The following is a 15,255-nucleotide window of genomic DNA, read 5'->3' on the forward strand; positions in this document are numbered from 1 at the left end:
CTGGACAAAAACGGCGGGCAGGAAAAAGGAAAAACAGACAGCCAAGCATCGCCCACCGTGATGCTGTTGGATGTTTCAGGCCGGTCTCCGGGCTCATGAGTGGCGCCCTGCCTTTTGTAAAAGACAGGACATGCCAACGGCGCGCCTTCCCATATCGCCTGCGATACAGTGGCCAACAGCACCGTCTTGACTCATTTACCGTTGCGGGGGCAGCGCCGGAATTGCGGCGACACTGTGTACAAGTGCGCTCACTCACCGGCTTCCCTGTTTCACTCTGTCGACGCATGCGCCACAGAGCACCTGGAACAAGCCGCGAAGGTTAGTGGGTTGGGGGTGGAGCGTCAATTAAAGCTGACCCTGTACTTGAACCATCAAGGTGATGTGCTTCTCTACCCTTACAGGTATTCAGGAGAACACCATGCACAAAACCAGACTCGCCCTACTGATCATGCTCGCCGGCACCCTCGCCGCCTGCGGAGAAAGCTCTACCCTGCAGGTAGCCGATGGCACCGGGCCCTCGCCCAGGTTGCCGGAACCGAACAAGACGCTGATCCCCACCGTGAACATCGCGCCGGCTGTCGGTTGGCCCGACGGCGCCAAGCCGACGGCCGCTGCCGGCACCCAAGTGGCCGCATTCGCCGAAGGCCTGGAGCATCCGCGCTGGCTGTATGTGTTGCCCAACGGCGACATTCTGGTGGCCGAGACCAATGCTCCGCCCAAGCCCGATGACGCCAAAGGCGTGCGCGGCTGGGTCATGGAGAAAGTCATGGGCCGCGCGGGCGCAGGTGTGCCGAGCCCGAACCGCATCACCCTGCTGCGCGACGCCGATCACGACGGCGTCGCCGAAACGCGCACGGTGTTCCTGGAAAACCTCAACTCGCCCTTCGGCATGGCTCTGGTCGGCAACGACCTGTACGTGGCGGACTCGGATAAGTTGCTGCGTTTCCCCTATCAAGCTGGGGAGACCGCGATCAAGGCGGCCGCCACCAAAGTCGTCGATTTGCCGGGTGGCAGCCTCAACCATCACTGGACTAAAAACGTGATCGCCAGCCAGGATGGCAGCAAGCTGTACGTCAGCGTCGGCTCCAACAGCAACGTCGGCGAGAATGGCCTGGAAGCCGAAGAAGGTCGGGCGGCGATCTGGGAAGTGGACCGCGCCACGGGCCAGCATCGTATTTTCGCCTCCGGCCTGCGCAACCCCAATGGCATGGCGTGGGAGCCGCAGAGCGGCAAATTGTGGACGGCGGTGAACGAGCGCGATGAAATCGGCAGTGACCTGGTGCCGGACTACATCACCTCGGTCAAGGACGGCGCGTTCTATGGCTGGCCGTTCAGCTATTACGGGCAGCATGTGGATGTGCGCGTCACCCCGCAGAACCCGCAACTGGTTGCCAAGGCCATTGCGCCGGACTATGCGGTCGGCCCGCATACCGCGTCGCTGGGGCTGACCTTCGCCCAGGGCAACACACTCCCGGCGCAGTTCAGCAACGGTGCGTTCATCGGCCAGCATGGTTCGTGGAACCGCAAGCCGCACAGTGGCTATAAGGTGATCTTCGTGCCGTTCGAGGGCGGGCAGCCGAAAGGCAAGCCGGTGGATGTGCTGACCGGGTTCCTCGATAAAGATGAGAACGCCATGGGCCGGCCGGTGGGCGTGGTGATCGATCAGCAAGGGGATTTGCTGGTGGCCGATGATGTGGGGAATAAGGTGTGGCGGGTGTCTGCGGTCAAGTAGACCCTCTCAAGCACACCACAAAACAATGTGGGAGGGGGCTTGCTCCCGATAGCAGTGTGTCAGCCACTGGAGATAGTGACTGATACACCGCTATCGGGAGCAAGCCCCCTCCCACATTTGGTTTGGTGTTTGATTCAGGGATTGCGCGCCAAGTTTGCCGGCAGTACGCGCTTGGCACTCAGGTAAGCATTCTGCCAATACGCCTTCGACAACGTATCCAGCTTCACCGTACCGCCAGTCTGCGGAGCGTGCACAAAACGGCCCTCACCCACGTAGATGCCGGCGTGGCTCACCCGCGAACCACCACCGGTGGCGAAGAACAGCAGGTCACCAGTTTGCAGGTTCTGCTCGCTGACGTCCTGGGCACGCATCACGATCAACTCGCGGGTAGTGCGCGGCAAGGTGATACCGGCCGCATCGCGGTAGACAAAGCCAATCAGGCCGCTGCAATCAAAGCCCGAGTCCGGCGTGTTGCCGCCCCAGCGATACGGCGTGCCCACCAGGCCCAGCGCGCGAAAGAGCACGTCTTCGGCGGCCGGCGAGAAATTCTGGGTGGAATAGTTGAACACCGGCTTAGGCTTGACGGCTACAGGAGCAGGCGGCGGTGGACGGCTTGCGCAGGCGCTCAGGAGTGCGGCGCAAACGAGAAGAAAGAGGCGGGCCGAGGTCGACATGGGCAGAACAATCCTGGTCTGGATGCGGCTTTCGCTGCCGAACGCTGAAAACCAGAACGCGCAAGCAAAGCTCGCGCGAACGGATTACAACAATGTCCAAGGATTTTAGCGCTTACGCGTCAAACTTCAAGTATCACTTTAACTTTACTTACTGGCGGTAACCGTAGACGGGGCCATGGCGAGTGCACGCTTGGCTTCGATGAAGGTTTTGCTCCAGTAGCTGTCACCCAAGTTATCGACCCGCACCCCACCGCTACGACGGCTGCTGGAGTGGATAAACTGGTTATCGCCCAAGTAGATACCAGCGTGGCTGACACGGCCGCGACCGGCTGTACTAAAGAAAAGCAGATCACCGGGCTTGAGGTTGTTGCGTGCGACCAACGGTGCTTTCACGTTGATCATTTCGCGGGTGGAGCGCGGCAGATTCATGCCGGCTTCTTCACGAAACAGGTAGCCGATAAAACCGCTGCAATCGAAACCGGCTTCAGAGGTGCCGCCGAAACGGTAGCGGGTACCGATCAGGGACATGCCGCGTTCGAGAATGCTGTCGGCCAGAACGGGAAGCTGATAAGGCTTGCTGCCGGAGAAGTCGGCCAGCTCTTTTTCGGTTGCCAGCTCTTCTTCATAAACAGAAGCAGACTGTGCAGCAACGAATTTAGCCTGATTTTGAACCTGTGGTTTGGGCTGTTCTGCCACCTGCTGAGGGTGGGAGGCGCAACCAAACAACAGGGTAACGAGTGCGAGAGGCACGAGGGGTGCGAAGCGATTTAGCATGGGCACGACCGTGGCTGATGTGTAAAGAAGGCGAGACTATGCCTTCTATCACATCGATTTGCAAATTCAATCGAACTCTTTGTGACTTCCTGTTTGGACCACGCCATCTAAGCCGTTAATCCCAGAGACCTGCCCTGTGCGTGGCCAAACCGGCCAAAACGCAGGTTTTCTGGCGCCTGGAATTTGCCGAAGGCCTGAAAACACAAGGCTTGGCTACCAGCCTAGGGTTTCCTTGAGGAAGGGAATGGTGAGCTTGCGCTGGGCCTGCAGCGAGGCCTGATCGAGCTGTTCGAGCAACTCGAACAACGCGCTCATGCTGCGCGTGCCACGGGTGAGGATGAAGTGCCCGACCTCGTCGGTCAGGTGCAGGCCGCGACGCGAGGCGCGCAGTTGCAGGGCACGGAGTTTGTCTTCGTCGGACAAGGGCCGCATCTGGAAGATCAACGCCAGCGTCAGCCGCGACTTGAGGTCGGCCAGCTTCACCGGCAGTTCACGCGGCGACGTGGACGCGGCGATCAACAGGCGGCGGCCACTGTCGCGCAAGCGGTTGAACAGATGAAACAGCGCCTCTTCCCAGTCCGCCTTGCCCGCAATCGCCTGCAAATCGTCCAGACACACCAGTTCGTACTGTTCGAGGTTGTCGAAGATCCCCACACCATGGTCCATCAGCTCAGCCAACGGCAGGTAAACCGCCGGCTCGCCCATCTGCTCGAAACGCAGGCACGCGGCCTGCAGCAAGTGGGTACGCCCGACGCCATGCTTGCCCCACAGATAGATCAGGCTTTCAGTCCACCCGGCGTCGGCTTCGCAGAGGCGCTCGACATAGCCGAGTGCAGCGGCATTGGCGCCTGGGTAGTAGTTGATAAAGGTAGCGTCGTCACGCAGACGCACACCTAGGGGCAGCTGAATCGGTTTCATGCTGACTGAACGGCTCCCATCGAACCGTGAGTGGCCTCTGTGTAAAGTTTGCAAAGTTTATACGCGTGGCGCCGGGCGCACAATGCAGCAGACCACAAGCAAAATCAAAGGTTTGCGTTAACCTGTTGGTTTTGCGCGAATTGTTTGACGCACCCGCCACATTAAACAACAAACCCGGCCATGAGCCGGGTTCGTGATAGCGCGATTACAGATCGGGATCTTCAACGCCCGTGTACACATCCGAATCCTTGTACACATCGTGAACATGCCGCACCAGCACCATGATCACCGCCGCCACCGGCAGCGCCAGCAGGATGCCGGTAAAGCCGAATAGCTCACCGCCCGCCAGGATCGCAAAGATCACCGCCACGGGATGCAGGCCGATGCGGTCCCCCACCAGCAGCGGGGTCAATACCATGCCTTCCAGCGCCTGGCCGACCATGAACACCGCGACGATGCCCAGCATCGGATACAGGTCGCCGCCAAACTGGAACAGCCCCGCCACCAGCGCCGCGCCGATCCCGATCACGAAGCCCATGTAGGGCACGATCGCGGCCAGGCCGGCGATCAGGCCGATCAACAGGCCCAGCTCAAGGCCGATCGCCATCAAGCCGGCGGCATAAATGATGCCCAGCGCCAGCATCACCAGCAGTTGCCCGCGCACGAACGCCCCCAGTACCTCATGGCACTCGCCCGCCAGGGACACGATGCGCTCCTCGCGGTCGCGCGGCAGCAGGCTGCGGATCTTGGCCATCATGATGTCCCAGTCCCGCAGCAGGTAAAACGCCACCACCGGGATCAGCACCAGGTTGGTCAGCCAGCCGATCAGCGCAAGGCTGGAAGCGGTTGCCTGGCTGAGCACCATACTGACGATATCGGTGGTCTTGTCCATGTGTTCACTGATTGCCGCCTTGACCTTGTCGAACTTCCAGAACCCGTCCGACAGCCCAAGCTTGGCCTGGGCCCATGGCATCGCCGTGTGCTGCAACCAGTCGAGCATCTGCGGCGCCAGTTCGTAAAGTCGATACAGTTGCTTGGCCAGCATCGGCACCAGCACCAGCACCAGTGCGGTGATGATCAGGGTAAACAAGGCAAACACCGCGATCACACCCCAGGTTCGCGACAGGCCGGCCTTCTCCAGGCGATCCACCACCGGATCGAACAGATAGGCGAGCAGCAACGCCACCAGAAATGGCGTCAGGATCGAATGCAGCAAGAACACAAAAACGCACAGCAGGACAATCCCGCCAAGCCACACCCAACGACGCGTATCCGCCATGAACCACTTCCTCTGTTATTTGCTTGCCGCTTCTATATAGAAGCCAGGCCACTTACCAACGAAAACGTAACTGCGCCTGGGGCTCAGGCGCGGCAGCCGGTTGTGCGCCATCGGCCGGCGGTTGCGGGGCGGGGGCTTCACCTGCCGGCACTTCCTGCAACTTGGCCAGGCTCAACTGGGTGCGCAACTGATCGGCGCTGCCATTGACGCGATACACAATACGAGTGCCGTCTACCCGCTGCGGCTGGCCACCAAAGGGCTCAAGCAAACGACCCAGGACGGCATAGCGCTCCAGGTTCATGCCCTGCACCTCCAGCAACTGTTCGGCGCTGACTCCCGGCTTGACCGCAAAACGCGGCGCGAGCTTCTGGCTGACTGCGAGCAACACGGCATCAGCCACCGCGCCAGTGTCAGCGCCCTGGACGCTGCCCTGTTCGGTCTTGTCGCCCAGCCATAGGCGCCATTTAGCCTGCCACTGGTTGCCTTCCTGGCGCGCATGCACCGCCAATAACGCATCGGCGCCATAGCGCTCGGAGGCGGCGCGCAGCGGCGTGGCGTCGGCACTTTCCAGGTTCGGCGCGGTGGCGACCACTTGTTCGTCCAGGTCACCCAGCGGCAGGCGCAACGGCAAGCCTCGGTGCTGGGCCGCCCGGCGCAGCGCTTGAGCCACCGCCTGGCCGTCGCCGACCAGGCTGCTGCCTTCGGTAGAGTCGTTCAGCCACCAGCCGAGGATCGAGGGCCGATTGCTGCCCCAGATCGCCAGGCCAGCATCACGCAGGGCGCGATCGGTGCTGACCGGGTCGAAATCCACCTGCAGGCTTTCCGGCGGGCCGGCGTCGTAGCCGTATTGGCTGATGATTTGTTGCGGATCTTTGCGGACCGCCGCCAGGCCCGGGCCCTCGGCGGCCTTGGCATCGCCGGTCAGGCGGATGACCAGGGTCTGCACGGCGCGCTGGGTGGCCTGGTCACGCTCCTGGGGTGACTGGCTGCTGACCGGTTCGAGGACTTGATAGAGGCCATTGAGGGTTTCGGCATGACTCGCCAGGCTGACCAACGAGAAACAGCCTACAAAAAAGAATTTACACAGACGCATGGAAGATTCCCGAACGACAAATTTAGCGGCTGGAACAGACCGCGTGATCTCGGTTTGGCAAGGCTGTGACACAGCGACCGGTAAAACATTCACGGGTCTCGGTAAGTTTTCATACTGTCATAACGATAGCGGATTCAAGGCTATACCTTAATACGGTGCATTACCGGGCCGATTCGGTTTTTTTTAGACTCATATGCCCTGCCCGTCGGCCCGAGGATGGCCGCTGCCCCTCAAGCCTGATAAAATCGCGCGCCTTCGCAGACCGTCAACGGCTGGGCCTTCGCCAAAAGTGCCTGCCCGCTCGGTCGTTACCCAGAAATCCCCCTTAAAGGCCTGGATCATGAGCAAGCAACCCTCCCTGAGCTACAAGGACGCCGGTGTAGACATCGACGCCGGTGAAGCATTGGTCGAACGCATCAAGAGCGTCGCCAAGCGCACTGCGCGCCCCGAAGTCATGGGTGGCCTGGGCGGTTTTGGCGCCCTCTGCGAAATCCCGGCCGGCTACAAGCAGCCTGTACTGGTTTCCGGCACCGACGGCGTGGGCACCAAGCTGCGCCTGGCGCTGAACCTGAACAAGCACGACAGCATCGGCATCGACCTGGTTGCCATGTGCGTCAACGACCTGGTGGTGTGCGGCGCCGAGCCGTTGTTCTTCCTCGACTACTACGCCACCGGCAAACTCAATGTCGAGACCGCGACCCAAGTGGTCACCGGCATCGGCGCCGGCTGCGAACTGTCGGGTTGCTCCCTGGTCGGCGGCGAAACCGCTGAAATGCCAGGCATGTACGAAGGCGAAGACTACGACCTGGCCGGTTTCTGCGTCGGCGTGGTGGAAAAATCCGAAATCATCGACGGCTCCAAAGTCGCTGCCGGCGATGCCTTGCTCGCTCTGCCATCGTCCGGCCCGCACTCCAACGGCTACTCGCTGATCCGCAAGATCATCGAAGTGTCCGGCGCCGATATCGAGAACATCCAGCTCGACGGCAAGCCACTGACCGACCTGCTGATGGCTCCGACGCGCATCTACGTCAAGCCACTGCTCAAGCTGATCAAGGACACCGGCGCCGTCAAGGCCATGGCCCACATCACCGGCGGCGGCCTGCTGGACAACATCCCGCGCGTGCTGCCAAAAGGCGCCCAGGCGATTGTCGACGTGGCCAGCTGGCAGCGCCCTGCGGTCTTCGACTGGCTGCAAGAGAAAGGCAACGTCAACGAAACCGAAATGCACCGCGTGCTGAACTGCGGCGTGGGCATGGTGATCTGCGTGGCGCAAGAGCACGTTGAAACCGCGCTGAATGTACTGCGTGAAGCCGGCGAGCAGCCTTGGGTCATCGGCCAGATCGCCAGCGCTGCCGAAGGCGCGGCCCAGGTTGAACTGAAGAACCTTAAGGCGCATTGATGCCTGTCACCTGTGATGTCGTGGTGCTGCTTTCCGGCACCGGCAGTAATTTGCAGGCCCTGATCGACAGCACGCACACCGGCGACAGCCCGGTGCGCATCGCTGCGGTGATTTCCAACCGCAGCGATGCCTACGGCCTGCAACGCGCCAGGGACGCGGGTATCGAGACCCGCTCGCTGGATCACAAGGCGTTCGACGGTCGCGAGGCCTTCGACCGCGCCTTGATCGAACTGATCGACACCTTCAACCCCAAGCTCGTCGTACTTGCCGGCTTCATGCGCATCCTCAGCGCTGATTTCGTGCGGCATTACGAAGGGCGCCTGCTCAATATCCACCCTTCCCTGCTGCCCAAGTACAAAGGCCTGCACACCCATCAACGCGCCCTCGATGCCGGCGACCGCGAGCATGGCTGCAGCGTGCACTTTGTCACCGAGGAACTCGATGGCGGGCCTCTGGTCGTACAGGCAGTGGTTCCGGTAGAGTCGGATGACTCGGCGCAGACGCTTGCGCAACGGGTTCATACCCAGGAACACAGGATTTACCCGTTGGCTGTTCGCTGGTTTGCCGAGGGTCGGTTGATTCTTGGTGAACAGGGTGCATTATTGGATGGTCAGTTACTCGCGGCCAGCGGCCACTTGATTCGAACCTAGGAGATTTTATGCGTCGCGCCCTGCTCTTCGCTTTTGCGCTGTTCGCTCTGCCTGCCGTGCAAGCGGCGGACCTTCACCCCTTCTCCGTCAGCTACACCGCCGACTGGAAACAACTGCCCATGAGTGGCTCGGCTGAACGCAGCCTGACCAAGAACGGCGACGGCACCTGGACCTTGAACTTCAAGGCCTCGATGATGATTGCCAGCCTGACCGAAACCAGCGTGATCCTGTTCGACAAGGACACCCTGCAACCCAAGAGCTACAGCTTCGAGCGCGGCGGTTTGGGCAAGGCGAAGAAGATCAACCTGGATTTCGATCAGGCGACCAAGAAGATCACCGGCTTTGAAAACAAGGACCCGGTTAACGTCACCCTCGAAAGCGGCATGCTCGACAAGTCCACCTATCAACTCGCCCTTCAGCGCGATGTGGCTGCCGGCAAGAAAAGCATGAGCTACCGAGTGGCCGAAGGTACGGATGTGGATACCTATGACTTCCGCGTCATGGGCCCGGAAAAAGTCCAGACCAAGGTAGGCTCCATCGACGCGATCAAGGTTGAACGCGTGCGTGATCCATCCCAGAGCAAGCGCATCACGCAGATGTGGTTTGCCAAGGACCAGGGCGGCATTCTGGTTGCCTTGCGCCAGGTTGAAACGGATGGCAAGGAATACAACATCATGCTGCAGGATGGCACCGTTGACGGTAAGGCTGTCAAAGGGAGCTGATTGCCCTGATGAGTTAAAAAGAGCCTTGCTGAATGCGGGGCTTTTTTTCGCCCGGATTTTTTGCGTTGAAAGCTCTACCGCTATCGGGAGCAAGCCCCCTCCCACACTTGGAATGCATTCCAAATGTGGGAGGGGGCTTGCTCCCGATGGCGTCAGTAGGTTGCCCCCAACATGAAACTTTTGTCATTTAAGTCATGCCACCAGCACCAAACGCCACGGTTTACGCGGCCTGCGGGAATGTTGCGTTTCCTGCAATGAATTGTTGCGCGCAAAATCGGTTTACTTAGCAAGCTAACAAACCATATAACAAAGGCCTGCGACGACTTGCCGCAGATCAACCAGAGATTGGAGCAAGCAGATGACTGTAAAAGTAACTGAACGCGACGATGAACATATGTCCCATGAAGCGGTAGGCCACGGGATTCACATCTGGGACGTACATCAACAAGATTTGCTGGTCGGCATGTTTCACAACGAGAGCGATGCCCACAATTATAAAAACGAACTTGAATCGCTTGAAATGAGACGCCAGGCAGAAGGCTCCTGAAACCCTGAAATCGCGTAGACGCCCCGGCCCACGCAGCCAGGGCCGCCTACAAACAGAAACCCCGCCTTTTGAGCGGGGTTTTTCGTTTTCTAAAGTGGCCGTTTTCCTAAAACGTAACAACAAATAGACAATTGGTAATGATTCTCGATAGTATCGCTCCGCTTTTCACTCGGCCCCACGAAAACGGAGTTTGACCTCATGCATGGACACCTCACCACACCGGAACAATCGCTGCTTGGCCGCTGGGGTGAAGCGCTGGCTACGCGTCAATTCCAGGCCAGGCACATCACCCTTCAGACACTGGTCGCCACCTTGGCGCCCGCCTGCGAACGTAGTTTTCAACGCCTGATCCAGGCCCTGTTTCGTGAAGGCCTGCTCGATCCCAACACCCTCAGTTATGACGAACACGACCACTGTTGGCTGGTGCTGCCCGACCAGAGCCGCCTGCGCTTTGAGCACCTGCGCCCCGGCCGCATGGCCAACTGGGATTTGCGAGGCAAGGTCAGCGTCCTGCGGGCTGGGCAGCCCGAACAGACCATCCAGTTCCCGTCGCAGTTGCTGACCTTACTGAACACCCGCCTCGAGTCGCCTGCCGCCCCAGAGGTCCTGGACCGCCTCAACACAGAGATCGACGACAGCTTCATCAACGACACCCTGTGCCTGGCCTTCCACGAGCAATGGACGCTCGAGCTGCACGCCTCGATGGACCCCGTACATCAGCACAACCTGCTCAGCTACCTCAAGCACGATCCAGAGGCTGGCAACCCGACGTCAGTGCTTGAGCAATGGGGCACGCTCGGCCATCCCTGGCACCCCAACTACAAGACCAAGCTGGGTTTGGCGACAGATCAGGTGATCGAATTCTCGCCTGAGTTCGAAGCGCGTTTCCCGGTATTGCTGTGTGCGCTGCACCGCCAGTACGCCCATGTCGAAAGCCTGGCCGGCACGGCAGATTACTGGCAGTGGTGGCAAGGGCAATTCCCGCAAGCTGCTCGCCAGTTGACGGCGCACCTGACCGCACAGGGCCTTGAGGCCCGCGATTATCTGCCGCTGCCTGCCCACCCTTGGCAAGCTCGCCAGGAGCTACCGCAGCTGTTCGCCAATGAAATCGGCGACCAGCTGTTGGTGCTCACCGATATCGTTGCATTCACGGCCCACCCAACCATGTCGTTCCGCACCGTTTTGCCTGAAGGCCGCAGCGACGCGCCCATGGTCAAGCTTCCGGTTTCGCTGCGCCTGACCAGCGTGCAGCGCACGGTGTCGCCACGCTCGGCGCGCATGGGGCCGCGGATCAGCCATCTGTTGCAGACCATCCTGGCGCGTGAGCCCGGGCTGCAGAACATCCTAAGCATCGTCCCCGAGCGCCTGGGCATGCATTTCAAGCCACAGCCGGTGAATGACGAGCACTCCCGCCACCTGGCGGTGCTTTATCGCGACAACCCGCAGAGCCTGCTCCAAACCGGCGAAATGGCCGTCCCGGTGGGCAGCCTGTTTGCCACCGACCAGCATGGGCAACCCTTGCTGAGGCAGTGGGTCCGCCTGAGCCAAGGCGCTGACGATGCGCAGGCCCTCTGTGCGTTTTTCAAGGACTACGCATCCATTGCCGTGCCGGCCCTGCTGGGCATGTACCTGCGCTATGGCGTGGCCTTCGAGGCTCATCAACAGAATTCCTTTATGGTCATGGGTGCGGACGGGCAAGTCAGCCGCCTGCTGTTGCGCGATTTCGGCGATATCCGGATCGACCGCAAAACCTTGCACGCCCAGGGTCTGGATATCGAACTGCATGATCCGAAAATGACCTTGTACGACGATGCAGGTTTCGTACGCGACAAGCTGCTGCACACGGTGTTCATGTGCCACTTGGGCGAGCTGGTATTGCTCGGCGCGCGCCACTTCGAGGTTCCCCAGGCGCTGTTGTGGGATGAACTGTCAGCGCAGGTCAGCCAGTGCTTCGATGATGTGCGCAGCGAGGTCGACCCTCAGCGCTGGCTGACCGAACGTGCCGCGCTGCTGGAACAGGACTGGCCGGCCAAGTCGTTCATGCGCATGCGACTGATGGAAAGCCATGCCGATATCGTCGGGCGCTTGCCCAACCCGCTGAGTAGCGCCGCCAATGTCGGCTAACAGCACGGCGCTGCGCTTGCTGGTGGTGATTCAGCTGGTGTCGATGGGCGCCATGGAAATGAGCGGTCCTTTCTGGCCATTGCAAATCCAGAAGCTGCTTGGCGCCGCCAACGCCCAGTACACCGGCCTGCTGTCTGCGCTGGTGTATGCCGGGCCGATGATGGCGGCGATGGTGCTCACGCCCATGTGGGGGCGCCTGGGTGATCGTACCGGGCACAAGCCGATGATTATCCGCGCGCTGCTGGCGCTGGCGGTATGCCAGGCGCTGGCCGCCATCACCTACGATCCCTGGCTGCTGGTGGCGATCCGGGTAGCGCAGGGTGCGCTGGCCGGCTTTATTGCGGCCGCGCAGGCCTATGCGCTGGCCTACTGCGGCGATGGCGGTCGCGGGCATATCCTGGCGCGGCTGCAATCCGCCACCGCCGTGGGCTCCCTGGCCGGGCCGGTGTTGGGCGGCTGGCTGATGGACATATCCGGTTTCGCATTGCTGTGCTACAGCGCCACCGCAGTCTGCCTGTTGTGCGCAATAATCAGCGCCTTCTTACCCAACGACTCACCACGATCGAGACCCGCGCGTACCTCGACGCCCGCCGCACTCCCCAAAGGCTGGCTCGGCGCGATGCTGGGGATCATCGTCTTGATCCAAGCAGCCAAGATGATGCCGCAACCGTTCTATGCCTTATATGTTGCCGATGTTTTGCATGCGCCCGCGTGGCTGATCGGCGCCAGCTATGCCGCCAGCGCATTAACCCTGGCGCTGTCCGCGCCGTTGTGGGGCCGCCTGTTTGATCGACATCAACCTGCACACACGCTACGCATCATTGAGTGGGTCACCTGGGCCTGCGCCTTCACGCTGGCCTTCACGGCATTGGCGAATGAATGGTTTGGCTTCCTCACCAGCCGGCTGCTGTGGGGGGTGTGGCAAGGCGCTTTGCTGCCGGTGGCCTACACGCTGATCGCCAACACCGTTGCACCCAGCCAGCAGGGGTTCGCCCTGGGCCTGGGCAACAGCGCCGCCAAGGCCGGCGCGTTGTGCGGCGCGCTGCTGGGTGGCATCGGCATGGCCATGGTGGGCCTGGCGCACAGCTTCTGGCTGGTCGCGCTGACATATGCCCTGGCTGCACTGGGCATCCGCGCCATTCGTTCGCTCACTCGCACACCTGAGACGTCCGTTTTTTCTGTCACTACTTCTAATAACTCAAAGGCAAGGTCATGAACACATCACAATGGGCCGTTCTGCTGCCCCTGCTCGGGTCGATCAGTGCGCCCGTCTGGGCCGATCAAACTGAAGAAACGCCGGCGACCAGCCTGCAACTACAGGCCACGGTGGTCTCGGCCACGCGCAGTGAAACCAGCATTGCGGCGATCCCGGGCTCGGTGCAGGTCATCAATGAAGAACAACTGCGCCAGCAGACCTCGGCAGGACGCCGGGTTGCCGATATTCTCGGGCAACTGGTCCCAGGCATCGCGCCCTCCAGCGGCGGCATGAGCAACTTCGGCCAGACGCTTCGCGGGCGCAATACGCTGATCCTGATCGACGGGGTTTCCCAGAACGCCACGCGTGACAACTTTCGGCAGCTCAACAGCGTGGCACCGGAAAGCATCGAGCGCATCGAAGTGATTTCCGGCGCCAGCAGCGTCTACGGCGCCGGCGCATCGGGCGGCATCATCAACATCATCACCAAGCGCAACAAAGGTGAAGACCTGGCTTTCAGCAGCAAGATCGGCATGACCGCCGGTGACAACCTCAGTCACAAAGGCTTTTCCTACCAGGCATTCCAGAGCGCAACAGGCCGCCAGGGCCCGCTGGACTGGTATGTGTCGGGCAACGCCGTGCAACGCAACGACCAGTTCGACGGTAACGGCAAGCGCATTCCCCAGGACACGTCCCAGGGCAGCAACATGGACACCGACACCTACGACCTGCAGGGTCGCTTCGGCTACGAGCTGGATGACGACAAAAAGCTCAGCCTGTCGCTGCAAGACTACAAAGACGAACAAGACACCCGCTACACCAAGAACCCACGCATCACCAGCGAGGCAGTCGCGGTGAAAGGCCTGGACCTGGACGACCAGCCGTCCACCCACAACCAGGCGGTCAACCTCAATTACGCAGACAAGGACTTCTACGGCCAGGGCTTGCAGGTCGAAAGTTACTGGCGCCGCGCCGATGCGCTGTTCTTCCCGGACCTGTCCCGGGGCCGAGCCGGGGTGTCGGACAACAACAGCGTGCAAGATGTGTATGGCCTGCGCGCCGCCATCGACACGCAAATGCCGGACATCGGCCCGGCGACCGGCAACCTGGTCTGGGGGGCCGACTATGATCATGAAACTTCGCGCCAACGCGGCGACCAGTACCGCGTCAACGGCCTGACGTACACCAAGACGGGTACCACCTTCGAGCTGGGCCCGGACATCCAGACCACCACCAAGGCGATCTTTGGCCAGCTGTCCTATGACATCGGCGATTGGACGTTGCGCGGTGGCGTGCGCCGTGAATGGATCGAGAGCAAGGTCGACGACAGCATCGCCTATGGCGAAATCGTTCAGACCGGCAACCGCGCGACACTGCCGGGCGGCACCCTCAAGTATGACGACACCCTCTACAACCTCGGCGCGGTGTACCACCTGAGTGAAAACCAGGATGTGTTCGCCAACTTCAGCCAGGGCTTTTCCCTGCCGGATATCCAGCGCTTCCTGCGTGACGTCAACAGCACGTACAACATTCAAGACCTCAACGCCCAGGCGTTGAAGGTCAACAGCTATGAACTGGGCTGGCGTGGCAACTGGGACAAGTGGCTGGCCAATGTCACGGCGTATGAAAACACTTCGGATGTGACGCAGTTCTATGATGCCAATGACCGCGTGCTACGCCTGATCAACCAGAAAGAGCGCGTGCGCGGTATCGAAACCAGCCTGACGTACAACGTCACCGACCAGTGGTCGGTCGGCGGCACGTACGCCTATTCCAAAGGCGAGACCCAGCAGAACGGCAAGTGGATCGACCTGCCCGCCACCCGCATCTCCCCGGCCAAGACCACCGCGTTCGTCGGCTATGACCGTGGCGACTACAGCCTGCGCTTGCAGGGCATGCGCCTGGCCAACTATGACGCCGCGTTCAAGGACAACAACGGGCGCGATATCCAGGGCTACACGCTGGTAGACCTGCTGGGCTCGGTAAGGCTGCCGGTAGGTCGCCTCGAAGGTGCGGTGTACAACCTCACCAACCGCAACTACCAGAACATGTTCGCCCAGGCCAACGCCCGTGCGCCGTACCCGAATGCCGAAGGTCGTACCTTCAGCCTGAGCTACGCGGTGGATTGGTAACAGGCTGGCGCGGCAC

The 15,255-nt window shown here is 60.9% G+C and carries 13 protein-coding genes and 1 riboswitch; of the genes, 8 read left to right on the plus strand and 5 right to left on the minus strand.

From position 1 onward, the window contains the following. Window positions 1-60: 60 nt before the first annotated feature. A riboswitch (cobalamin riboswitch) is annotated at window positions 61-319 on the minus strand. 99 nt (window positions 320-418) lie between these two features. Further along, complete coding sequence (locus C4J89_RS18690; RefSeq protein ID WP_124415263.1) at window positions 419-1,732, plus strand: sorbosone dehydrogenase family protein; 1,314 nt, start codon at window positions 419-421, stop codon at window positions 1,730-1,732. Window positions 1,733-1,866: 134 nt separating this feature from the next. Here the strand turns inward: C4J89_RS18690 and C4J89_RS18695 are convergent, their stop codons facing one another. The 5 genes from C4J89_RS18695 to C4J89_RS18715 form a co-directional block, all read right to left on the minus strand. Then, window positions 1,867-2,406 (minus strand): C40 family peptidase, encoded by a 540-nt coding sequence (locus tag C4J89_RS18695; RefSeq protein ID WP_124363826.1) that lies wholly within the window; start codon window positions 2,404-2,406, stop codon window positions 1,867-1,869. Window positions 2,407-2,550: 144 nt separating this feature from the next. Next, entirely contained in the window at window positions 2,551-3,180 is a 630-nt protein-coding gene (locus C4J89_RS18700; protein WP_124363827.1) for a C40 family peptidase, read from the minus strand. A gap of 213 nt (window positions 3,181-3,393) precedes the next feature. Then, complete coding sequence (gene hda / locus C4J89_RS18705) at window positions 3,394-4,098, minus strand: DnaA regulatory inactivator Hda (RefSeq protein ID WP_124363828.1); 705 nt, start codon at window positions 4,096-4,098, stop codon at window positions 3,394-3,396. 205 nt (window positions 4,099-4,303) lie between these two features. Further along, complete coding sequence (locus tag C4J89_RS18710) at window positions 4,304-5,377, minus strand: AI-2E family transporter (protein ID WP_124363829.1); 1,074 nt, start codon at window positions 5,375-5,377, stop codon at window positions 4,304-4,306. Window positions 5,378-5,429: 52 nt separating this feature from the next. Next, window positions 5,430-6,470, minus strand: coding sequence for a DUF2066 domain-containing protein (locus C4J89_RS18715; protein WP_124415264.1), 1,041 nt, complete (start codon window positions 6,468-6,470; stop codon window positions 5,430-5,432). A gap of 340 nt (window positions 6,471-6,810) precedes the next feature. Here C4J89_RS18715 and purM point away from each other — a divergent pair, with 340 nt between their 5' ends. The 7 genes from purM (at window position 6,811) to C4J89_RS18750 (ending at window position 15,239) form a co-directional block, all read left to right on the plus strand. Next, window positions 6,811-7,869, plus strand: coding sequence for a phosphoribosylformylglycinamidine cyclo-ligase (gene purM, locus C4J89_RS18720; protein WP_124363831.1), 1,059 nt, complete (start codon window positions 6,811-6,813; stop codon window positions 7,867-7,869). Further along, a complete protein-coding gene (gene purN / locus C4J89_RS18725; RefSeq protein WP_124363832.1) occupies window positions 7,869-8,519 on the plus strand; it encodes a phosphoribosylglycinamide formyltransferase in 651 nt (216 codons plus the stop codon). Before purM ends, purN begins: the two co-directional genes overlap by 1 nt. Window positions 8,520-8,527: 8 nt before the next feature. After that, a complete protein-coding gene (locus tag C4J89_RS18730; RefSeq protein WP_124363833.1) occupies window positions 8,528-9,241 on the plus strand; it encodes a DUF3108 domain-containing protein in 714 nt (237 codons plus the stop codon). Window positions 9,242-9,599: 358 nt separating this feature from the next. Continuing rightward, window positions 9,600-9,788 (plus strand): hypothetical protein, encoded by a 189-nt coding sequence (locus C4J89_RS18735; protein ID WP_124363834.1) that lies wholly within the window; start codon window positions 9,600-9,602, stop codon window positions 9,786-9,788. A 198-nt stretch (window positions 9,789-9,986) separates the two neighbouring features. Further along, a complete protein-coding gene (locus C4J89_RS18740; protein ID WP_124415265.1) occupies window positions 9,987-11,912 on the plus strand; it encodes an IucA/IucC family siderophore biosynthesis protein in 1,926 nt (641 codons plus the stop codon). Next, window positions 11,902-13,128 (plus strand): MFS transporter, encoded by a 1,227-nt coding sequence (locus C4J89_RS18745; protein ID WP_124415266.1) that lies wholly within the window; start codon window positions 11,902-11,904, stop codon window positions 13,126-13,128. Before C4J89_RS18740 ends, C4J89_RS18745 begins: the two co-directional genes overlap by 11 nt. Continuing rightward, complete coding sequence (locus C4J89_RS18750; protein WP_124415267.1) at window positions 13,125-15,239, plus strand: TonB-dependent receptor; 2,115 nt, start codon at window positions 13,125-13,127, stop codon at window positions 15,237-15,239. The genes C4J89_RS18745 and C4J89_RS18750 overlap by 4 nt, the downstream gene beginning before the upstream one ends. The last annotated feature ends 16 nt before the right edge of the window (window positions 15,240-15,255 follow it).

This window comes from Pseudomonas sp. R4-35-07, from assembly GCF_003852235.1.
Lineage (GTDB): Bacteria > Pseudomonadota > Gammaproteobacteria > Pseudomonadales > Pseudomonadaceae > Aquipseudomonas.